We start from the raw sequence: 20,514 nt of genomic DNA, 5'->3' as shown, positions 1-20,514 counted from the left end.
GGATCAGTCCTTCTCGGAAAATGCGCGGGCGGCCGGCGGCGGGCTGTATTTGCCGTCGAGCGTGATCGCGCTGGGCAAGCGGCCGGCCCAGCTGAAGCCGGTGGCGTTCAACATGCCGTCGATGATTTTGTTGAGCGGCGCGTCGAGCAGCTTGGCAAAGGCCTTAGCTCCCATGTGATCGACGAGGCCGCATTCCTGCGCGATGAACTTGAGCTCATCCTTGCCGAAGCGGGAAAGGAACGCCTTATCGACCCGCCACACATCGCGCAGGCACGCGTCGAACGCCGCGGCAACATCAGGATCGCCTTCGACCGCCTGCATCAAGGCGGCGCGCCAGGCGTTGTGACGCTGCACGGTGGCAAGCCCGATGATCTTATCGGCCGTGACGGCGACCTTCGGCGCCGGTTTGGCGGGTGGCGCAACCTTGGCCGGCTTCGTCACGGAGGCGGCTGGCGCTGCCGGCGGCGCAGCGGCGGGGGTAACCACCTCATCAGCGGCCGGGACGGCGGCGCCCTTGGCGATCTTCTCGGGCTTGCCCTCAGCCTTGGCCACCGCTGCGGCCTCCGCTTCCGTCTTCAGCTGGAAGCAGCCGGGGTTCGTGCAATAGCCGTCGTCGACGTGCGTGGCGAACAGGGCACGCTGCGAGGCAGAGTTGAACGGACACGTCGTGCATTCCCCCTTGTCGAACTGCGCGCCGGCAAGGCTCTGCGTCACCCGCATCAGCAGCTCGCGCGTCTTCGCGACGCTGAGGCTGTTGATCAGGATCGTGTCGAGGGCCTTCTCCTGCTTGTCGTTCGGCACCGCCGCCAGCAGCTCGGCATGACCGACCTTGATCATGCGTTCGTCGAGCGCAGCTTTCACCCGCTCGGCAAGGTTCGCGAGGGCAAGGCGCCGATCGAGCTTGGACGGCGACCACGCCAGCCGTCGCGCCGCCTCGGCACGATCGCCCTGGCAGGCGGCGAGGACACGGACCGCGGCGTCGGCCTGCTCCGTCTCCGACGCATCATCGCGCTTGTCGTTCTCGTCGATCGCCGCTTCCAGCGCCTCCTGATCGGTCATCTCGCGGATCAGCACCGGCACATCGGCGTCGGCGCCGAGGGCCTCGCTCGCCGCCTTATAGCGCCGCTCACCCGCAACTATGCTGTATTCGCCCTCCGCGCCGGGAGCCGGGCGAATGAGCAACGGCTGGATGACGCCACGAAGGCGGATCGACGCGACAAGATCGTCATGCTTGGCCTGGTCGAAATAGCGGCGCGGATTCTGGCCGGGCTTGATGCGGGACAGCGACATGGTGGTCGCGAATTTTAGGACGGTGTCAGTCATGCGGATGGTCTCCTGTCGCGTTCGGTAAGGCAGTAGAATTCCGCGAATTCCGCCCAGGATTGCTTGCCGTCGCGCAGGTCAGCCAGATGCAGGCTCAGCTGCTCCAGCATGAGGTCGTAGGCGCCGATGGCGTTCGGATCGATCGCGCGAGCCGCCTGGCGAAGCATGTTGATGGCGTTGCCCCTCATGCCGCTGCCTCCCCGGTTGCCGGCGCGGCGCCGAACAAATTGAGGCGGATCCGAAGCACACGCGCGGATTGGCGGCGGCCGGGGGCGTCAGCCGGATATTTCCGGTCCATGTGGGCATTCATCTCGTGATCGTTTTCGAGATCGTCGAGCCAATCGCGCTCCCAATTGCTGAGCGGCTTGCGCATGTGCCCGAGCACGATGATCGGGCGAAACATGCTGCCCCGGAACCCGCCACATTTGCGGCAGAAGGCGGCGCCATTGATGTAGGTGCTTCGACCCTGGCGATGCCGCCCCCAAACATGATCGCACGCCAGGTCGCGCTGATATTTCTCGAAGGCCTGCTGCTCGGCCGCCGCGATCGTCTCGCCCTCGCCACGAATGAACGTACCGACGGGAAACGCTTCGAAGAACGGCACGGCTGGCACGAGCCCATGGCCCCACTGGACCATGCAGTCATCAGGCCATGCGCAGGTGGGCGTGTAATCGGGGTTGGAATGGAGCATGGACGAGAAGCGATGCTCCGGCGTCCCCGCGATGTGATGGGCGGCGATCTTCACCATACCAGCTCTCCGCGTTGGGCTTTGGCCTTCCGCGCGAGCCGACGCAGGTAATCGCCGAAGCTCTCGCTGCTGTCCTGCTCCAGCCACGCCTGATAGCGCTCCTGGCTACGCGTCAGCTTGGGCGGCTGGGGGCTGTTCTCGGCCATCCACTGCTTGCCCGCCGCCGTCACCGCAAACACATCATCGCCGCCGTAGAGCTCGTATTTGGCGCGCCGAATTTCCATCAGCCCGCGCGCGACGCCCTCCATGCAGATCGGATGATCCGTGGAGCCTTCGCCCGTGACGAAATAGTTGCGGTGCTGCTCGCCCCGGCCGAACTCATCGACGCCGAGCGAATGCTGGATCACATGCAGGAGGTCGTTCATGCCGCCACCGCCATCTGCTCGCGAAGGCGAGCGATGTATGCCATTTGCGAAGCATAGGCGCGCGCGACATCGCGCTCGCACAGATCGATGAGGCGGCGGACCGAACTGAGAGGAAACGGCTCGGTATCGCGAAGTCGGAGAGGTATCTCCGGACCGTCGTAATGGATCGCGGCTTCCGCCTTGGTGTAGATCCCAGCGTCGGCGATGTCAGTCGTGTAGCCGCGGCTGTCCGGACGGTACCAGCATTTCCGCTTGTTCGACCAGATCAGCCAGGCCGGATCATCATAGCGATCCATCCGGCCGGCGTATTTGAGCTGCGGCTTGGTGAAGAGGCGGTCGGTCATGCCGCGGCCCCAATCTGGGACCGCATCGGGACCGCAAAGGCCCCATCGTTCACCTGCTGTTCCGCGCTTTTGCTCGCGCTTTCGCACGGAAAGGCGGTGTTTAGACCCGGATCAACTGCCCTCCGAAGGCACCCGCGCAGGCCCAAAAAGTTTGAAAGCCAGACCCTATCATATTGACAAATATCAGGGGTGTTTTGCGCAGAATGCGCCGGAAACCCCGAAAATTCGGGCCTTCTTAGTAAAGGTTTGGTAAGCCATATGGTCTAGTGCCTGACCCTCATGTTGGGGGAATATTTCAGACTGGCGCTGATCGCCGCACTGGGCATTCTGCTGATCGCAGCCGCGATCACGGACCTGCGCGCGCGCATCATCTCCAACCGGCTGAACCTGGGTGTCGCCGCCCTGGCGCCACTATGGTGGATCGCCTGCGGCTTGCCGCTCTGGCCGGGCATGGCGGTGCAGTTGCTGGTCGGCCTGCTGGTCTTCGTCCTGTTCGCCGCGCTGTTCGCGTTCGGCATGATGGGCGGGGGCGATGTGAAGCTGCTTGGCGCGCTGGCGCTGTGGTTTCCGTGGCAGGCGGTGCTGACCCTGTTGACGCTGATGGCGATTCTGGGTGGGGCCGTGACGATCGTCACGGTGATCCACCACCGCCTCCGCCGGAAGCAGGGCCAACCCGAAATACCCTACGGTGTAGCCATATCGATCGCCGCCCTTTGGTTACTTGGCGAACGATATCTTAACCAATTTGCGTGATGATTGGGCCCCTGGGGGCAGGCCGCCCATTTGAGAAAGGCGAGTTTCGTCATGGATGCTAAGAAGATCGTGCTGCTGGTGGGGGCGCTAATCATAGCGGTCACTACAGCCTTGCTTGCGCGCAGCATGCTGAGTTCTTCATCTACGCCGCAGGTGAACGCGGCCGCAATGCCGAACGAGGCGGACCAGCCGCATGTTCTGGTGGCGACCAAGGCCCTGCCGGTGGGGACCATCCTGGACGCGGAAAGCTTCCGCTTCCAGCCCTGGCCCAAGGATCTGATCGAGGCCGCCTATTATCTCAAGGGCCAGGCCGATCCGCTCAAGCTTGCAGGCAGCGTCGTGCGCAACGCGATCACCGCCGGCCAGCCGCTGACCCAGGGCGCCGTCATCCGTCCGGGTGACCGCGGCTTCCTGGCCGCCGCGCTCGGCCCCGGCATGCGCGCCGTCACCGTGCCGGTCTCGGCCCAGAATGCGGTTGCCGGCTTCGTCTTCCCTGGCGACCGCATCGACCTGGTGCTGACCCAGACGGTTTCCGGCGGCGGCGATGGCGCCCCGCTCAAGGTTTCGGAAACGATCCTGCGCAACCTGCGCGTGCTCGCCACCGACCAGCGGACCGACGCCATGGGCCCCGATGGCAAGCCCGTCGTCCAGACCTATTCCAACGTCACGGTCGAAGTGACGCCCAAGATCGCCGAAAAGCTCGCCGTGTCGCAGACCATCGGCTCGCTGTCGCTGTCGCTGCGCTCGATCGCCGACACCGCATCGGACCTTGACGCGGCCATTGCCGGTTCCGACGTCGACCTGCCCGATGGCACCAATCCGGGTTCGGAAAAGTCGATCATTGCCAAGATCGCGGCCCGCCCGGTCGATCGCGGTTCCACCTATTCCACGGGCGCCGACGTGTCGCGCTACCAGCGCAGCAGCGTCCCGGCCAAGCCTAATGCCGGCATGCCCGCCATGGCAGCACCCGGTGGCGCACCGGTCGGCACGGCCGTTTTCAAGGGGCCGACCGTCCGCATTGCCCGCGGCACCAATGTGACCGAAGTTCCGGTCGGGGGGAAGTAAGATGAACGCTTACCAGATGCTCGCGCGGCACAAGGCGGCCCGTCCGCTCGCCGCTCCGGCGATCGCGCTCGGCCTGGCGCTTGCCATGGTCGTCGCGCCGACCACGGCGCTCAACGCCGCCCCCGCAGCCGATCAGGACAATGCGATCCTGATGTCGGTCGGCGGCAGCAAGGTCGTCAACCTGCCGGCCAAGATGTCGGACGTCGTCATCGCCAACCCCGACGTTGTCGATGTCCATGTCCGGACCAATAACCAGCTCTATCTGATCGCCAAGAAGCCGGGCGAAACCACCGTCTTCGTGACGGCCGGCAATGGCAAGGTGCTGTTTTCCGGCACGGTCCGCGTCGGCAACAACCTGACCACCATCGACGACATGCTGCGCCTGGCGATGCCGGGTGCCAATATCGCCGTCAACAAGATGAACGGCATGGTGCTGCTGACCGGCACGATCAAGGCGCCCGAGGACGCGGCCGAAGCCGAACGCCTGACCCAGGCCTTCGTCGGCAAGGAAACGACCGTCGTCAGCCGCCTGCTGATGGCGACCCCGCTTCAGGTCATGCTTCAGGTCAAGATCGCCGAAGTCAGCAAGGATGTCGGCCACAAGATCGGCACGAACTTCACCAGCCAGGACAATAGTGGCGGTAAATTGGGCGGCGTCATCGGTGGCGGCAGCCGTGATTTCGCCAGCTATGATTCGGCCAACAACAGCTGGTCGTTCACGACTCCCGTCGATGGCTCCTACAGCCTTGGCGGCGTCGCCCGCCTGTTCGGCATGGACATTGCCGGTGCGCTCGACCTCGCAGAATCCAGCGGCCTGGCCAGTACCCTGGCCCAGCCGAACCTGACCGCCCTGTCGGGCGAAACCGCCAGCTTCCTGGCCGGTGGCGAATATCCCTATACGGTCAATAACGGCCCCTCGTCGGGCAACAGCATCCAGTTCAAGCAATATGGCGTGCAACTGGCCTTCACCCCGACGGTTCTTGCCGACGGTCGCATCTCGCTGCGCGTCCGCCCGACCGTGTCGAGCCTCGACTTCAGCGTCAGCAGTTCGGTGCCCGCACTCAAGAGCCGTACCGCCGAAACCACCGTCGAACTGGGTTCAGGCCAGGCCTTCATGATCGCCGGCCTGCTCAACAATGAAGCCGCCAACAACGTCAACAAGGTGCCGGGCCTGGGCAATGTCCCGATCCTGGGCAGCCTGTTCAAGTCGCGCAGCTTCCAGCGCAACGAGACCGAGTTGGTGATCGTCGTGACCCCCTATCTGGTGAAGCCGGTCAACGCGTCCGACATTCGCCTGCCGACCGATGGCTTCCGCAACGCCAATGTCGGCCAGGGCCTGTTCCTGCAGCAGATGCATGACGGCGTCAGCGGAGCGCAGCCAAATATGCCGACCCGCGCACCCGGTTCGCCCGTGGCGCCCACGCCCGGCCCGCAGGCATCGATCGCGGCGCCCGCGCTGGCCGCCCGCGACGAAGATCGCTCGTCCGGCAAGTCGGGCGGCGCGACCCCCGGCTTCAGTTTCTGACGGAAGGACGAAAGACATGACTTCCACCTCCCGCAAGACCCTCGTCCGCCTCGGCGCCATCGCCCTGCTGGCGCTGCCATTGGCGGCCTGCTCGACCGACAGCGTCAATCGCGGCGTGGACTCGGTCCATCAGCCGGTCGTCAGCTATGCCAGCTACACGTTCGACGTGCAGGCCGGCGGCGCTCGCCTCGCGCCCGCCGAGGCCGCGCGCCTCGACGACTGGTTTGCCACGATCAAGCTTGGCTATGGCGACCAGGTCGCGATCGTCACTGACGCCGGCTATTACAGCCCCGATCTTGGCGAAGACATCGCCAATGTCGTCGCCCGCCATGGCATGCTGCTGGGCCAGGACAGTTCGGCCGCCGCCGGCTCCGCCCCCGAAGGCACCATCCGTCTGGTCGTCCGCCGCACCACCGCGTCGGTTCCCGGCTGCCCCGACTGGTCGAACAAGGCCGAAACGCCGATGAGCCTGGGCGCGTCGTCCAATTTCGGCTGCGGCGTGAACAGCAATCTGGCGGCAATGGTTGCCGATCCCGAAGATCTGGTTCGAGGCCAGAGCACGGACAGCGAATTGCGCACCGCGACCTCGAACCGCGCCATTTCCACCTATCGCGACAAGGCGCCGACCGGCTCGGGCGACCTCAAGCAGCTCTCGAACGGAGGCCAGTAAGATGAACGCACCCTGGAAACATGGTTCCGTGGGCCAGCGCGACCCCTTCCACGCCTTCGTCTGCGACGACCACAGCTTCGACCTGCTCCGTGCGGTCGCCTCCGAAATGGGCTGGGCACCGGAAAAGGTGAACAAGGGCGGCATGCGCAATGCGGTGCAGAGCCTGTCGATCACCGCCAGCCCGCAGATCCTGTTCGTCGACATGTCGGAAAGCGGCGATCCGCTGAACGACATCAACAGCCTCGCCGAAGTGTGCGAACCCGGCACCGTCGTGATCGCGGCGGGCCAGGTCAATGACGTGCGCCTTTATCGTGATCTGGTCGCCAGCGGCATCCAGGACTATCTGCTCAAGCCCTTCGGCGCAGACCAGTTGCGCGACGCACTGGCCCAGGCCCAGGCCGTCTTCCTCGCCCCGCGCGACGCCGGGCCGGAACGCCCGCACATGACGGTTGCCGTCGTCGGCACCCGTGGTGGCGTCGGCGCATCCAGCATGGCGACATCGCTCGCCTGGATGCTGAGCGAGAAGAAGAAGCGCCCGACCGCGCTGCTCGATCTCGACATCCATTTCGGCACCAATGCGCTGGCGATGGATCTGGAACCGGGCCGTGGCCTGACCGACGCGATCGAGAATCCCAGCCGCATCGACGGCCTGTTCATCGAGCGCGCCATGGTCCGCGCCAGCGACATGCTGGCCATCCTGTCGGCCGAAGCGCCGATCAACCAGCCGATGATGACCGACGGCGGCGCCTTCTACCAGTTGCTGGAGGAGTTCCGTCAGGCGTTCGAATGCAGCATCATCGATCTGCCGCGCAACATGCTGATCCAGCACACACACCTGATGACCGACGTCAATGTCGCGGTGGTGGTGACCGAACTCAGCCTGGCGGCGGCGCGCGACACGATCCGCATCCTGTCCTGGCTCAAGTCGAATGCACCGCAGGCCCGCATCCTGGTGGTCGCCAATCGCGTCCATCCCGGCGCACCGGAAATCAGCCGCAAGGATTTCGAACAGTCGATCGAACGCAAGGTCGATGTGATCGTGCCGTTCGACCTGCGCATCGCGGCCCAGGCCGCCAAGCTCGGCAAGACGCTGGCGGAAACCGCCAAGGGCAGCAAGGTCGGCGCCGCCTGCACCGCCATGATGGACGAAGTTCTGGGTCTGGCCGGCGATGAAGCCGATAATCCGGGCGCCAAGTCGGCAGCCAGGAAGGGGGATTCCCTGCTCGGCAAGATCGGCGACTTCAAGAGCATGATCCCGTCGCGCCGCAAGGACAAGGCGACGGCACTGGAAGGCTGACGCGCGGGCCGCTCCAGGGCGGCCGCGCACAGCCATATTCACGCACGGGGAACGGGCGAGCAATGGACGGCAATTTCCTTCTGATCTTGGTGTTGATCGCGACCATGCTTGGCCTGGTCGTGGTTGCCTTTGCCGGCCCCTCGCCCGACAAGGCGCAGAAACGCCGTGTCGCCCTGATCCGGGGCCGTCACAGCGATTCCACCGAGGCGATGATGGAAGCGCGCATGCGCAAGGCCATCTCCACTCGGGCGACCGGCAACGAAGCCAAGATGCTGGTCTCGCTGATCCCCAATCCGGAGAATCTGGCCAAGCGCATCCGCATGACCGGCAAGAAATGGACGCTCAGCCAATATATGACGTCCTGTGCGGTGGTCTTCCTGCTGACCACCCTGTTCCTGCTGATGCGCGGCTTTCCCTTCCTGCTCGCGCTGATGGTCGGGCTGGCGGCAGGCCTTGCCTTGCCGCATTTGTGGGTTGGCCGCCTGATCAACAAGCGGATCCATCAATTCAACGCCAAGTTCCCCGACGCGCTCGAACTGCTGACCCGCGGCCTGCGCTCGGGCCTGCCGGTCGGCGAGACGCTGGGCATCGTGTCGAGCGAAATCCCCGGCCCGGTCGGCGAGGAATTCAAGCTGATCACCGAACGGATCAAGATCGGCAAGAGCATGGACCAGGCGCTGCAGGAAACCGCCGATCGCCTGGGCACGCCGGAATTCCAGTTCTTCGTCATCACCCTGGCGATCCAGCGCGAAACCGGCGGCAACCTCGCCGAAACGCTGCAGAACCTCGCCACCGTGCTGCGCCAGCGCGCCCAGATGAAGCTCAAGATCCGCGCCATGTCGTCGGAATCCAAGGCGTCGGCCTATATCATCGGCGTCCTGCCTTTCCTCGTGTTCGGCATGATCTGCTACATCAACTTTGGCTATATGAGCCCCTTCTTCACCCCCGATCCGGCGGGCATTTTCGGGCTCTCGACCATGCAGGTCGTCGGCATTGGCGGCATGTGCTGGATGGCCATCGGCGCCTTCATCATGGCCCAGATGATCAACTTCGAGATTTGACGGGGAACGGATAGAGATATGGACGCCCCTACCCCCACCGGCACCCTGTTCGGCATGACCGCGACCGATTTCGGAACGCTGCTCGCCGCACTGGCCACGCTTGCCACCCTCTACGCGCTCTATGCGGTGATGACCGTGCGCGATCCGATGGCCAAGCGTGTCAAGGCGCTCAACGAACGCCGCGAACAGCTCAAGGCCGGCATCACCGCCTCGACCGCCAAGCGCCGCGCCAAGCTGGTCAACAAGAACCAGACGACCGACCAGATGCGGTCCTTCCTGACCAGCCTCAAGGTGCTGCAGGACGATCAGCTCAAGGACGCCCAGATCCGCCTGGCCCAGGCCGGCATCCGGTCCAAGGACTGGGCCGTCGCCGTCATCTTCGGCCGCATGATCATGCCGATCCTGATCGGCGGCACTGCTGCGATCCTGCTTTATGCCGTGGGCATCTATCCCGAATGGGGCGGCGCCAAGCGCTTCATGGCCTTCGCCGGCGCACTGCTGCTCGCCTACAAGGCCCCCGACCTCTTCATCGACAACAAGATCGCCAAGCGCTCCGCCGCGATCCGCAAGGGCCTGCCCGATGCGCTCGACCTGCTGGTCATCTGCGCCGAGGCCGGTCTGACCGTCGACGCCGCCTTCAGCCGCGTCGCCCGCGAACTGGGCCGCGCCTATCCCGAACTGGGCGACGAGTTCCAGTTGACGGCGATCGAGCTCAGCTTCCTTACCGAACGCCGCATGGCTTTCGAAAACCTCGCCACGCGCGTGAAGCTGGACGCGGTCAAGGGCGTGGTCACGACCATGATCCAGACCGAGAAATATGGCACGCCGCTCGCCTCCGCGCTGCGCGTGCTGTCGGCCGAGTTCCGCCATGAACGCATGATGCGCGCGGAAGAAAAGGCCGCCCGCCTCCCCGCGATCATGACCGTGCCGCTGATTCTCTTCATCCTGCCGACCCTGTTCGTCGTCATCCTGGGTCCGGCAGCCTGCTCGATCAGCACGGCTTTCTAAAAAATTTCAGGGCAAGGAGGGGGCGCTGCCGTAGCGTCCCCTCTTTCCGTTTCCGTAAACTGCAAGCGAAGCGCTGGCGCGCTGCATTTTCCTCCCTTATTCTCACCCTCAACCCAAAAGGAGAGGATCGCATCATGACCATCAAGACCGGCGCTCGCGTCGCCATCGCCGCTCTGGCCGCCTTCACCACCGCCCTGCCCGCCTATGCGGCCCAGCCCATCACCGGCCGCTGGTCGACCGTCGATGGCAAGGCGATCGTCCAGATCGCACCCTGCGGAAAGAGCATCTGCGGCAAGATCGAGAAGATCGTGAAGCCGACGCCCGGCCGTCCCCAGACCGACATCAAGAACCCCGATCCGGCGCTGCGCTCCAAGCCGCTGGTCGGCCTTGCCCTCCTGTCGGGCTTCAGCGATGCCGGCGATATCTGGAAGGGCACGATCTACGACCCGGAAAGCGGCAAGAGCTATACGTCCAAGGTCAGCCGCAATGGCGACGGCACGCTCAAGGTGCAGGGCTGCATCGCCTTCTTCTGCAAGACCCAGACCTGGACGCCGCTGCGCTGATCCCGCGCACAGCCTGGAAAACCGAAAGGGGCGCCAATGGCGCCCCTTTCCCTGTCAGCAGTTTCCCGTTCAATCCCCGGCATGTTCCATCGGCGTGAAGCGCTGCGACCAGAGCGCACCATAGATCGCCATCCACTGCACCACCGGCCCCAGTCCCTTCGTCCGCGCCGCGAACCAGGTTTCGCGCCCCGTCCGCCGGGCCGTCACCAGACCGGCGCGCTTGAGCTTGCCCATATGGCGCGACACCATCGGTTGCGACACGCCGGCCACGGCAGTCAGCGCGACAACATTCTGCTCCCCTTCGCGCACCAGATATTCCAGCAGGGCACGTCGCGTGCCGTCGGACAGCGCCTTGAAGAGTGAATCGCTGTTCGCTCCAAGATCGCCTCTGAATTTCACTTCCGTCATGCAAATTTCATAATCATCTGGTTATGAGTTGGTCAAGCGGAGGATGATTTTCGACTCGGCCGCGCCATTAACGAAAAAAAGTGCGAACCGCCTTCCCGCTGAGTCTTTTGAGTCACACCACCCGATGATGAGTCTCCCGCGACTCGCATGACTCAATATGTTGTGGCTACCCGCTTCGTTCTCCACCATCCTCGCAATCCTGACAGGGATGAGCGCTAAATCCCTGACCTTGACGGCAGACTCCTGAGGACTCAGTGCTGATGGACGAAACATATGGGGGTTGCACACATGGGTGTCATGGAACGCGTCGCACCGCGGCGGAAGAAGGCGGTTGCGCTCGCGCCGGCACCGGCGATCGAGGCAAACCGCCTGCTGCGCGGTGACTGTATCGCGGAAATGGCCAAGCTGCCCGACGGCTGCATCGACATGATCTTTGCCGATCCGCCTTATAATCTTCAGCTGGGCGGCGACCTGTTCCGCCCCGAGGGCGGCCGCGTCGATGCGGTCGACAATGACTGGGACAAGTTCGACACGCTCAGCAGCTATGACCGCTTCACCAAAGCGTGGCTGGCGCAGGCGCGCCGCATCCTCAAGCCCAATGGCACGATCTGGGTGATCGGCAGCTATCACAACATCTTCCGCGTCGGTGCTGCCTTGCAGGATGAGGGCTTCTGGATCCTCAACGACATCATCTGGCGCAAGGCGAACCCGATGCCCAATTTCAAGGGCACCCGCTTCACCAACGCGCATGAGACGCTGATCTGGGCCAGCCAGGGCGAGGACGCGAAGTACACGTTCAACTATAAGGCGATGAAGACGCTCAATGACGAGCTGCAGATGCGCTCCGACTGGGTGCTGCCGATCTGCGGCGGCCAGGAGCGGCTGAAGCGCAACGGCACCAAGGCGCATCCGACGCAGAAGCCGGAATCGCTGCTCTATCGGGTAATGCTGTCCTGCACCAAGCCGGGCGACATCGTGCTCGATCCCTTCTTCGGCACCGGCACCACCGGCGCCGTCGCCAAGCGCTTGGGCCGCCAGTGGATCGGCATCGAGCGCGAGCCCGACTATATCGAAGTTGCCGAGGAACGCATTGCCGAGGCGCTGCCGCTCGATGAATCCGCGCTCGCCATCATGCAGACCGCACGCCAGCAGCCCAAGGTCGCCTTCGGCACGCTGGTCGAAACCGGCTATCTTCAGCCCGGTTCGGTGGTGATGGACAGCAAGCGCCGCTGGAGCGCCACCGTGCGCGCCGATGGTTCGCTCGCCGTGGGCAGCGACACCGGTTCGATCCACAAGCTGGGCGCCACGCTTCAGGGCGCGCCAAGCTGCAATGGCTGGACCTTCTGGCATATCGAGAAGGCGGGCAAGCTCCACCCGATCGACACGCTGCGCCAGACCTATCTGCTCGCCAACGAGCCTTGATTTCCGTCCCCCGTTCGGGTTGAGGCAGCCATAGTTCTTCCAAGACATGGCCCCCACCCGTCCGGGGCGAACGGAGCTTTATGACCCTCTCCTCCATCCCCGCTGACGCCCGGCTCTACCTCAAGCCGATCTGGTTCGTGCCGAGCCCGATCGGCCTGGCGGATGGATCGGCGGCGCGGATGGGCAATGGGCTGATCTGGTTCCAGGCCTATGAACTGACGGCGCGCCATGCCGGCCGCCGCATCGCCCGCGAAACCATCCCGGTCGCCGCGTTCGAGGCGATCACCGCCACCCTGCCCGATCCGCTGGCCGAGCGTGCCCGCCAGCTCGCAACCAACATCTCCGCCCAGCGCGCGCCGCTCAGCCTTGGCGATCGCGTCATCCGCTTCGACGCGCCCCAGACGATGGCGATCCTCAACATCACGCCCGACAGCTTCTCCGACGGCGGCAAGCATATGACCGACCCGCAGGCCGCGGCCGATGCCGGCTTTGCCATGGCGGCGGCCGGCGCCGCGCTGATCGATGTCGGCGGCGAATCCACCCGGCCCAAGGCACCCAAGCTCTGGGAAGGCGACGAGATCGCCCGGATCGTGCCAGTGATCGAGAAACTGGCCGCAGCCGGCGTCGCCATGTCGGTCGACACGCGCAAGGCGGCGGTGATGGAGGCGGCGCTGGCCGCCGGCGCCCATGTCATCAACGATGTCAGCGCGCTGGAACATGATCCCCGCAGCCTGGAGGTCGCGGCCCGCGCCGGCTGTCCGGTGATCCTGATGCACGCCCCTTCCGCCGGTGACGATCCGCACGACAATCCCAACGGCTATGCCGATGTCGTCACCGACGTATTCGACTATCTCGACGCCCGCATCGCCGCCTGCCTCGACGCCGGCATCGCGCGCGAGAAGATCATGGTCGATCCGGGCCTGGGCTTCGGCAAGAGCCTGGCGGACAATCTGGCGCTGGTGAACGGCCTCGCCACCTTCCAGGGGCTGGGCGTGCCGCTGCTCTTTGCCGGCAGCCGCAAGCGCCTGATCGGCGCCCTGTCGAACGAAGCACCGGCGCCAGACCGACTCGGCGGCTCGGTCGCCCTCGCCTTCCACGCGGCGCAACTGGGCGCGCAGATGGTGCGCGTCCATGACGTCAAGGAAAGCGTCCAGGCGCTCCATCTGTGGCGGGGCCTGGCCGATGCGGGGCTGAGCGCGGTCTGACACCGCGCCCGGTCGCCCTTATTCGCTCAGAATGAACTCCACGCCCGCCATGGCGTGGATTTCGGTGCAGTCGTAGATCGGCAGCACATTGGCCTTCACGTCGACGATCATCTCCAGTTCGGTGCAGGCCAGCACAACCGCCTGCACATCCTCCTTGGCGATGTCGGTCAGTTCCGACTTCATGAAACGCTCGGAATCGCGGTTGATCTTGCCGACGGTCAGTTCGTCATAGACGATCCGGTCGATCCGCTCGGCCAGCGCGACATCGGCCGGCAGCAGCGACACGCCGTGCGACACCAGCCGCTGGCGATAATATTTCTCGGTCATCACGTTGCGCGTGCCGATCAGGGCGGCGCGATCGATCCGGTCGGCCTTCATCCGCGTGCCGACGACATCGGCGATGTGGATGATGGGAATGGCGATGCTCGCCTGGATCCGGTCATAGATGCGGTGCATGCTATTGGCACAGATCAGCAGCGCTTCGGCCCCGCCCTGTTCCAGCCGCTGGGCCGCGCCGATCAGATGGCCCGATGCGCAATCCCAGTCTTCCTGCGTGATGCAGCCGGAAACCTGTGCGAAATCAAGGCTCTCGATCAGCAGCCGCGCACTGTGCTGGCCACCCTTGGCCCGGTGGATCGCCTGGTTGATGATCTCATAATAGCGGGCGGTGGACGTCCAGCTGAGACCACCAATCAGACCAAGTTTACGCATGTCGCTCCCAATATGGGGGCGCCTGTCCGGCCCCGTGCGGGCCGGGCATGTCGGTGCCCCAGCCCTTCTTTTACGAAAGATGCCGGCTTCGACAAGTCAGGACGATCTACCCGCCCCGTCGACGGGGCGATCCGGCGCGGGTGGATCGGGTCTCTTTAGTGGGCCAGCGCCTTGACGATCTCCTCGACCATCTTCTTGGCGTCGGCCAGCAGCATCATGGTATTGTCCATATAGAAGACCTCATTGTCGACGCCGGCATAGCCGGCCCCGCCCATGGAGCGCTTCACGAACAGCACCGACTTGGCGTTGGCGACGTCCAGGATCGGCATGCCATAGATGGGCGACGTCTTGTCGGTCTTGGCCGCCGGATTGGTCACGTCATTGGCGCCGATGACGAAGGCGACGTCGGCCTGGCCGAATTCGCTGTTGATGTCCTCCAACTCGAACACCTCGTCATACGGCACGTTCGCTTCGGCCAGCAGCACGTTCATATGGCCGGGCATGCGCCCTGCGACCGGATGGATCGCATATTTGACGTTCACGCCTTCCTTCTTCAGCAGGTCGGCCATTTCGCGCAGCGCATGCTGCGCCTGGCTGACCGCCATGCCGTATCCGGGCACGATGATGACATTGTCCGCCTGGCTCATCAGGAAGGCCGCATCCTCGGCGCTGCCGCGCTTGTAGGGACGGTCGACCGCTGCCGCGCCGCCGCCCGACGGGCCGGCTTCCGCGCCGAAGCCGCCAGCGATCACGCTGATGAAGCTGCGGTTCATCGCCTTGCACATGATGTAGGACAGGATCGCGCCGGAACTGCCCACCAGCGCGCCGGTGATGATCATCGCCGTATTGCCCAGGGTGAAGCCCATGGCGGCGGCGGCCCAGCCCGAATAGCTGTTCAGCATCGACACCACGACCGGCATGTCCGCGCCGCCGATCGGGATGATCAGCAGGAAGCCGATGACGAAGCTCAGCGCCGTCACGGTCCAGAAGATCCAGGGCGACTGGTCGGTCACGAAATAGGCGATCAGGCCCAGGATCGCCGCCAGCGTCGCCAGATTGATGACATGGCGGCCCGGCAGCATGATCGGCTTGCCCGACATATTGCCGTTCAGTTTCAGGAAGGCGATGACCGACCCCGAGAAGGTGATCGCGCCGATCGCGACGCCCAGCCCCATCTCGATGCGGCTGGCATTGTGGATCTCGTTCGTCAGCGGATCGAGAATGCCGAACGCGCCGGGATTGAGATAGGCGGCCGCGCCGACCAGCACGGCGGCTAGGCCGACCAGCGAGTGGAAGGCCGCAACCAGCTGCGGCATCGCCGTCATCTCGATGCGACGGGCGATGATGAAGCCGATGCCGCCGCCGATGGCGATGGCGCCCAGGATTTCGGGCAGGCTCAGCACATCATGGGTATAGAGGGTCGTGACCACGGCAATCGCCATGCCGACCATGCCCATGCGGTTGCCGCGACGGCTGGTCGACGGGCTCGACAGGCCGCGCAGCGCCAGGATGAAGAGGACGCCGGAAACCAGATAGGCCAGCGCTACGAAGGGCGAGACGGGCGCAAGCTCGTGCATCACTTGCGCTCCTTCTTCTTGTACATGGCCAGCATGCGTTCGGTCACGGCAAAGCCGCCGAAGATGTTGACCGATGCAAAGACCACCGCGACCAGCCCCAGCAGCTTGGCCGCCAGGCTACCGGCCTCCGCCGACGCGACCAGCGCGCCGACGATGATGACCGACGAAATGGCGTTGGTAACCGCCATCAGCGGCGTGTGCAGCGCGGGCGTCACCGACCAGACCACATAATAGCCGACGAAGCACGCCAGCACGAAAATCGACAGGATGGCAATGAAGTCCATTCTAGTCCTCCCCACTTGTTTCGACTGCCCTGGCCAGGATCGCGGCTACGGCATTGTCCCTATCATTCATGATTGCGGCGGCCGGCAGACGCAGAACGGACAATCCCCGTTCCGCAAACCAGCAGTCGCGCTGCTCATCCCTCATCGGCGCATCCCCTCTTGCATGCGCTTCGCCGTCCACCTCGATCACCAGCCGCACCTCATGGCAGTAAAAGTCTGCCACATAGGGACCGGACGGGTGCTGACGGCGAAATTTCAGACCTTGCGGCCTTTGCCTCAATATCTGCCAGAGCAGGACTTCCGGCTTCGACATCGCCTTGCGCAACTGCCGTGCCCTGTTCGCCTGCCCTTGCAGCACGTCATCCTCCCCTGGAAGGGGAGGTGGCTGGCGAAGCCAGACGGAGGGGTGTCCCTCTCATGACAGGGCGATACCCCTCCACCAGCCTGCGGCTGGTCCCCCTCCCCTTGCAGGGGAGGATGGGGACCATGGCCCGCATCAGCTTGCCAGCAGCCGTTCGTTGACGACCTTGCCCCCCTGGGTCAGGCGGATGGCGTTGCCGATTTCCTCGTCCAGCACCGGCGCGTTCTTGTCCTTGTCCCAGAAGGCGGACAGGAAATTATAGAGATTGCGCGAGAACAGGGCGGAGGTGTCGGCGGCCAGGCGGCTGGGCACGTTGCGATGGCCCACGATCTTGACGCCGTGGCGCACGACCACTTCGCCGGCGACCGCGCCCTCGACATTGCCGCCCTGCTCGACCGCCAGGTCGACGATCACGCTGCCCGGCTTCATCGATGCGATCTGCGCGTCGCTGATCAGGCGCGGCGCAGGCCGGCCAGGGATCAGCGCGGTGGTGATGACGATGTCCTGCTTGGCAATGTGCGACGACACCAGCTCGGCCTGGGCCGCCTTATATTCGTCGGACATTTCCGTGGCATAGCCACCGGTGCCTTCCCCCTCGATGCCGGCCACCTTCTCCACGAAGATCGCCTTGGCGCCGAGCGATTCGATCTGCTCCTTGGTCGCGGCGCGCACGTCGGTGGCGCTCACCTGCGCGCCCAGCCGCCGCGCGGTGGCGATCGCCTGAAGGCCGGCCACGCCCACGCCCATGACGAAGCATTTGGCCGCCGACACGGTGCCCGCCGCCGTCATCATCATCGGGAAAGCACGGTCATATTCGGCCGCCGCGTCCAGCACGGCCTTGTATCCCGACAGGTTCGACTGCGACGACAAGATGTCCATCGACTGCGCACGGGTGATGCGCGGCATGAATTCCATCGCCAGTGCCTCATAGCCACCGGCCGCATAGGCATCGACCCGCGCCCGCTCGCCGAACGGGTTGAGGCCCGCGACGATCCACGCCCCCGCCGCAGCGCCACCAAGGCTGGCCGGATCGGGGCCTTGCACGCCCAACAGGATATCGGCACCCGCCAGCGTCGCGGCACGATCGCCAACGCTGGCACCGGCCGTAACATAGGCGTCGTCGGCAATCGACGCCGTCGCGCCAGCGCCGGCCTCGACAGCCACGCTTGCGCCCAGCGCGATGAATTTCTTCACGGTCTCGGGCGTACCGGCCACGCGCCGTTCGCCCGCAGCCTGTTCCTTCAATATCGCAATTTTCATTATATCAGCATCCCCCTCCTATAGCGTCGACATGGCTCAGCTGGAGATCAGCAGCACGACAATCGCGGCGACGATGAGGCAGGCAATGGTGCCCCACTTCACGAAGCCGACAAACCCTTCATAGGTCTGGGTTGCGCTCTGGATGTTCCCGTCAGAAGCCATATCCGTTCCCCTAGTTATTACATCGTTGTGCAACCTCTTATCCTGTCCCCCCACCCCCCTCAAGCCGTAGGGGCACAAGAAAATCTTTACAGGTTAAGGGCGCTTTTACCCCCGGCGCCTAGGATGACCTCCTGTTTGCACAAGAGGGGTCCAGATGGTTCGCGAAGGCGTTCCCTTGCTGATGTTGATCGACGACGAGCCCGCGCAGCGCCGGCTGGTGGCCGCGCTGGCCGCGCGCGCGGGATGGCGGACCATCTTCGCCAGCGATGCCGAAACCGCCCTGGCCACGCTCGGCACGCAGGACGGCATGCAGCTCGACGCGGTCCTGATCGATCAATGGAGTCCGGATTTCGATCCGGCCGACCTGATCGGCGACATCCATGCGCAGCGCCCCGCCCTGCCGATCCTGGTGCTGACCGCGCATAACAGCGTCGCCGTCGCGGTGCAGGCGATGCGCGCGGGCGCCACCGACTATCTCTCCAAGCCGATCGCACCCGAACGGCTGCTCGCCGCGCTCAACGCCACGCTGGAGGGCAATGTGCGCGGCGAACTGCGCCCGCTCACAGAGAAGATCAGCGCCCCGCTGGCGTTCGAGGATGTCGTCGGCGCCGCGCCCCAGTTCCGCACTGCCCTGGCCATCGCGGCCAAGGCCGCGCGCGCCCGCGTGCCGGTGCTGATCGAGGGCGAAAGCGGTGTCGGCAAGGATGTCGTCGCCCGCGCCATCCACGCCGCCTCGCCGCGCCACAAGCAGGCGATGGTGACCGTCAATTGCGGCGCGATCCCCGCCAACCTCGTCGAATCAGAACTGTTCGGTCATGAACGCGGCGCCTTCACCGGTGCCTTTGACCGCCATGTCGGCAAATTCCTGTCGGCCGACATGGGCACCATCTTCCTCGACGAAGTCAGCGAAATGCCGCTCGATGCGCAGGTCAAGCTGCTGCGCGTGCTTCAGGATGGCGAGGTGCAGCCGATCGGCGCGCGCCGCCCCGTCCATGTCGATGTCCGCATCATCGCCGCCACCAACAAGAAGCTCAGCGACGAGATCGAGGCCGGCCGGTTCCGCGAGGATCTCTATTATCGCCTGAACGTCGTCCAGTTGACCGTGCCCCCATTGCGGGAGCGTATGGGCGACATTCCCGCCCTGTGCCGCCATCTCCTCGCCCGCATCGCGACCCAGCCGGGTCTGCGGGGCCTGGGCCTCACCGACGATGCGCTGGCGCTGCTGATGCAGCATGACTGGCCGGGCAATGTCCGCCAGCTCCAGAACGCGTTGTTCCGCGCTGCCGTGCTGTGCGAGGGCGATGCGCTGACCCCGCATGACTTCCCGCAGGTCGCCGCCCATATCCTGTCGCGCGGCGCCAGCGGTCCGCGCCAGCGCGCCGCCGCCACGCCACCGCGTGAAGCCGCCGGCATCACCCTGTTCGAAGGCGACGGCCATGTCCGCCAGCTCGCCGAGATCGAGGCCGACGTCATCCGCCTGGCCATCGGCCATTATCGCGGCCGCATGACCGAAGTCGCCCGCCGGCTAGGGATCGGCCGCTCGACCCTCTATCGCAAGCTCGCCGAACTCGGCATCGACAACGCCGCCTGATCGCGGGACCGGGCGCCCTGCGGCTGGGGCATATTGTCGCGGGGGTTCCGCTACGGCGTTGAATTATCCCCGCGCCTATGCTTTTGAACGGGGCATGAAAGCGCCCCTCCTCGCCGCCTGCTCTCCCCTCTTGCTGCTGGTCGCCTGTGGCCGCGCCGAACCGGTCGCGGACATGCCGAGCCAGGAGGAACTGGCCGCCGCCGCCAATGCGGCCGCTGCCAATGCGCTGGCCAACGCGCAGAAGGATGATGCCGGCGACAGCCGCAACTATGTGAATATCGACCATGGCTATTCCGTCACCATGCCCGAAGGCTGGATGAAGGATGGCGAAGCCAGCAATGCCGATGGCGTCGTCTATCAGGATCCCGGCGCGGGGGCCGATGTCCGCGTCTTCTGGCAGAAGAATGACAATGACCAGACGCTGCAGCAGATTGTCGAGGCGCTGTCCGACGGCGCGGAGGGCGTGGACGGCGATTTCATCGGCGAGAATGAATATCGCGGCACCGCCAATGACGGCGAAGGCAATAATGTCGCGCTGCGCCTGCTGAAACAGCCTGACGGCGCGATCGTCACCGCCACCTTCGTCTATCCCGAAATGCTGAGCGAACAATATCAGCCGATCGCACAGGCCCTGCTCGACAGCCTGCGCATCTTCGCGCCCAAGGCCCAGACGCCGGAGGGCGCAAGCGCCACGGCCACGCCCGCACCGGCCGCCAACGCCAGCAACTGACCGGCGGCTTTCGGCGCGGTCGTTCGTTTCCGTCCGCGTCGATCATTCCGAACCGCTGCCAGGAAGCCCAGCCCCTTGCCC

At 65.0% G+C, this 20,514-nt stretch carries 24 protein-coding genes; 12 read left to right on the top strand and 12 right to left on the bottom strand.

All coding sequences use genetic code 11. The annotated features are described in order from the left end of the window. Positions 1-3: 3 nt before the first annotated feature. Genes CG471_RS15955 through CG471_RS15935 form a run of 5 tightly spaced genes read right to left on the bottom strand, consistent with a single transcriptional unit; the run spans position 4 to position 2,780 of the window. The gene (locus CG471_RS15955; RefSeq protein ID WP_099232446.1) at positions 4-1,323 is read right to left on the bottom strand and encodes a PRTRC system ParB family protein; all 1,320 of its coding nucleotides are present in this window, start codon (positions 1,321-1,323) and stop codon (positions 4-6) included. Continuing rightward, entirely contained in the window at positions 1,320-1,511 is a 192-nt protein-coding gene (locus tag CG471_RS15950; protein ID WP_099232445.1) for a hypothetical protein, read from the bottom strand. The genes CG471_RS15955 and CG471_RS15950 overlap by 4 nt, the downstream gene beginning before the upstream one ends. Continuing rightward, positions 1,508-2,071: a hypothetical protein gene (locus tag CG471_RS15945; RefSeq protein ID WP_099232444.1), complete on the bottom strand. Its 564-nt coding sequence runs from the start codon at positions 2,069-2,071 to the stop codon at positions 1,508-1,510. The genes CG471_RS15950 and CG471_RS15945 overlap by 4 nt, the downstream gene beginning before the upstream one ends. Then, the gene (locus CG471_RS15940; RefSeq protein ID WP_099232443.1) at positions 2,065-2,436 is read right to left on the bottom strand and encodes a hypothetical protein; all 372 of its coding nucleotides are present in this window, start codon (positions 2,434-2,436) and stop codon (positions 2,065-2,067) included. Before CG471_RS15940 ends, CG471_RS15945 begins: the two co-directional genes overlap by 7 nt. Next, entirely contained in the window at positions 2,433-2,780 is a 348-nt protein-coding gene (locus CG471_RS15935) for a hypothetical protein (RefSeq protein WP_099232442.1), read from the bottom strand. Before CG471_RS15935 ends, CG471_RS15940 begins: the two co-directional genes overlap by 4 nt. A gap of 279 nt (positions 2,781-3,059) precedes the next feature. Between CG471_RS15935 and CG471_RS15930 the strand changes: the two genes are divergently transcribed. The 8 genes from CG471_RS15930 (at position 3,060) to CG471_RS15895 (ending at position 10,722) form a co-directional block, all read left to right on the top strand. Then, entirely contained in the window at positions 3,060-3,533 is a 474-nt protein-coding gene (locus CG471_RS15930; RefSeq protein WP_010336255.1) for a prepilin peptidase, read from the top strand. Positions 3,534-3,584: 51 nt separating this feature from the next. After that, positions 3,585-4,598 (top strand): Flp pilus assembly protein CpaB, encoded by a 1,014-nt coding sequence (cpaB, locus tag CG471_RS15925; protein WP_099232441.1) that lies wholly within the window; start codon positions 3,585-3,587, stop codon positions 4,596-4,598. Between the two features lies 1 nt (position 4,599). Further along, the gene (locus CG471_RS15920; RefSeq protein WP_099232440.1) at positions 4,600-6,123 is read left to right on the top strand and encodes a type II and III secretion system protein family protein; all 1,524 of its coding nucleotides are present in this window, start codon (positions 4,600-4,602) and stop codon (positions 6,121-6,123) included. Positions 6,124-6,139: 16 nt separating this feature from the next. Further along, positions 6,140-6,793 carry a CpaD family pilus assembly protein gene (locus tag CG471_RS15915; protein ID WP_004207993.1) on the top strand — a complete coding sequence of 218 codons (654 nt, stop codon included), beginning with the start codon at positions 6,140-6,142 and terminating at the stop codon, positions 6,791-6,793. A gap of 1 nt (position 6,794) precedes the next feature. Beyond that, complete coding sequence (locus tag CG471_RS15910; protein WP_099232439.1) at positions 6,795-8,090, top strand: P-loop NTPase; 1,296 nt, start codon at positions 6,795-6,797, stop codon at positions 8,088-8,090. 62 nt (positions 8,091-8,152) lie between these two features. Beyond that, positions 8,153-9,151 carry a type II secretion system F family protein gene (locus CG471_RS15905; protein ID WP_099232438.1) on the top strand — a complete coding sequence of 333 codons (999 nt, stop codon included), beginning with the start codon at positions 8,153-8,155 and terminating at the stop codon, positions 9,149-9,151. An 18-nt stretch (positions 9,152-9,169) separates the two neighbouring features. Further along, positions 9,170-10,159 (top strand): type II secretion system F family protein, encoded by a 990-nt coding sequence (locus CG471_RS15900; protein WP_004207996.1) that lies wholly within the window; start codon positions 9,170-9,172, stop codon positions 10,157-10,159. Between the two features lie 134 nt (positions 10,160-10,293). Beyond that, complete coding sequence (locus CG471_RS15895) at positions 10,294-10,722, top strand: DUF2147 domain-containing protein (protein ID WP_037510295.1); 429 nt, start codon at positions 10,294-10,296, stop codon at positions 10,720-10,722. Between the two features lie 69 nt (positions 10,723-10,791). Here the strand turns inward: CG471_RS15895 and CG471_RS15890 are convergent, their stop codons facing one another. Next, a complete protein-coding gene (locus CG471_RS15890; RefSeq protein WP_004207998.1) occupies positions 10,792-11,130 on the bottom strand; it encodes a helix-turn-helix transcriptional regulator in 339 nt (112 codons plus the stop codon). Positions 11,131-11,418: 288 nt separating this feature from the next. Between CG471_RS15890 and CG471_RS15880 the strand changes: the two genes are divergently transcribed. After that, on the top strand, positions 11,419-12,552 hold the full coding sequence (locus tag CG471_RS15880; protein ID WP_010336249.1) for a site-specific DNA-methyltransferase: 1,134 nt from the start codon (positions 11,419-11,421) through the stop codon (positions 12,550-12,552). Between the two features lie 80 nt (positions 12,553-12,632). Continuing rightward, entirely contained in the window at positions 12,633-13,757 is a 1,125-nt protein-coding gene (gene folP, locus CG471_RS15875) for a dihydropteroate synthase (RefSeq protein ID WP_099232436.1), read from the top strand. A gap of 18 nt (positions 13,758-13,775) precedes the next feature. Here the strand turns inward: folP and CG471_RS15870 are convergent, their stop codons facing one another. From CG471_RS15870 to CG471_RS15845, 6 genes are all read right to left on the bottom strand, one after another. Next, on the bottom strand, positions 13,776-14,468 hold the full coding sequence (locus CG471_RS15870) for an aspartate/glutamate racemase family protein (RefSeq protein WP_048938777.1): 693 nt from the start codon (positions 14,466-14,468) through the stop codon (positions 13,776-13,778). 155 nt (positions 14,469-14,623) lie between these two features. Then, on the bottom strand, positions 14,624-16,045 hold the full coding sequence (locus tag CG471_RS15865) for an NAD(P)(+) transhydrogenase (Re/Si-specific) subunit beta (protein ID WP_037517256.1): 1,422 nt from the start codon (positions 16,043-16,045) through the stop codon (positions 14,624-14,626). Then, positions 16,045-16,329 (bottom strand): NAD(P) transhydrogenase subunit alpha, encoded by a 285-nt coding sequence (locus CG471_RS15860; RefSeq protein ID WP_004208003.1) that lies wholly within the window; start codon positions 16,327-16,329, stop codon positions 16,045-16,047. The genes CG471_RS15865 and CG471_RS15860 overlap by 1 nt, the downstream gene beginning before the upstream one ends. A 1-nt stretch (position 16,330) precedes the next feature. Beyond that, positions 16,331-16,687, bottom strand: a complete 357-nt coding sequence (locus CG471_RS15855; protein WP_099232435.1) for an endonuclease domain-containing protein — start codon at positions 16,685-16,687, stop codon at positions 16,331-16,333. A 138-nt stretch (positions 16,688-16,825) separates the two neighbouring features. Next, complete coding sequence (locus CG471_RS15850) at positions 16,826-17,950, bottom strand: NAD(P) transhydrogenase subunit alpha (protein WP_099232434.1); 1,125 nt, start codon at positions 17,948-17,950, stop codon at positions 16,826-16,828. A 36-nt stretch (positions 17,951-17,986) separates the two neighbouring features. Then, positions 17,987-18,112, bottom strand: a complete 126-nt coding sequence (locus CG471_RS15845) for an aa3-type cytochrome c oxidase subunit IV (RefSeq protein ID WP_010336245.1) — start codon at positions 18,110-18,112, stop codon at positions 17,987-17,989. 154 nt (positions 18,113-18,266) lie between these two features. On the opposite strand from CG471_RS15845, the gene CG471_RS15840 reads away from it, so the two are divergent. Together CG471_RS15840 and CG471_RS15835 are read left to right on the top strand one after the other, a co-directional pair. Beyond that, positions 18,267-19,703, top strand: a complete 1,437-nt coding sequence (locus CG471_RS15840) for a sigma-54 dependent transcriptional regulator (protein ID WP_099232433.1) — start codon at positions 18,267-18,269, stop codon at positions 19,701-19,703. A 94-nt stretch (positions 19,704-19,797) separates the two neighbouring features. Beyond that, positions 19,798-20,433: a hypothetical protein gene (locus tag CG471_RS15835; protein ID WP_004208008.1), complete on the top strand. Its 636-nt coding sequence runs from the start codon at positions 19,798-19,800 to the stop codon at positions 20,431-20,433. The last annotated feature ends 81 nt before the right edge of the window (positions 20,434-20,514 follow it).

The organism is Sphingobium sp. IP1 (assembly GCF_002708645.1).
GTDB classification, from domain to species: Bacteria; Pseudomonadota; Alphaproteobacteria; order Sphingomonadales; family Sphingomonadaceae; genus Sphingobium; species Sphingobium yanoikuyae.
Note: the sequence above shows the minus strand (reverse complement) of the source record. Positions and strands in the feature narration are given on the sequence as shown.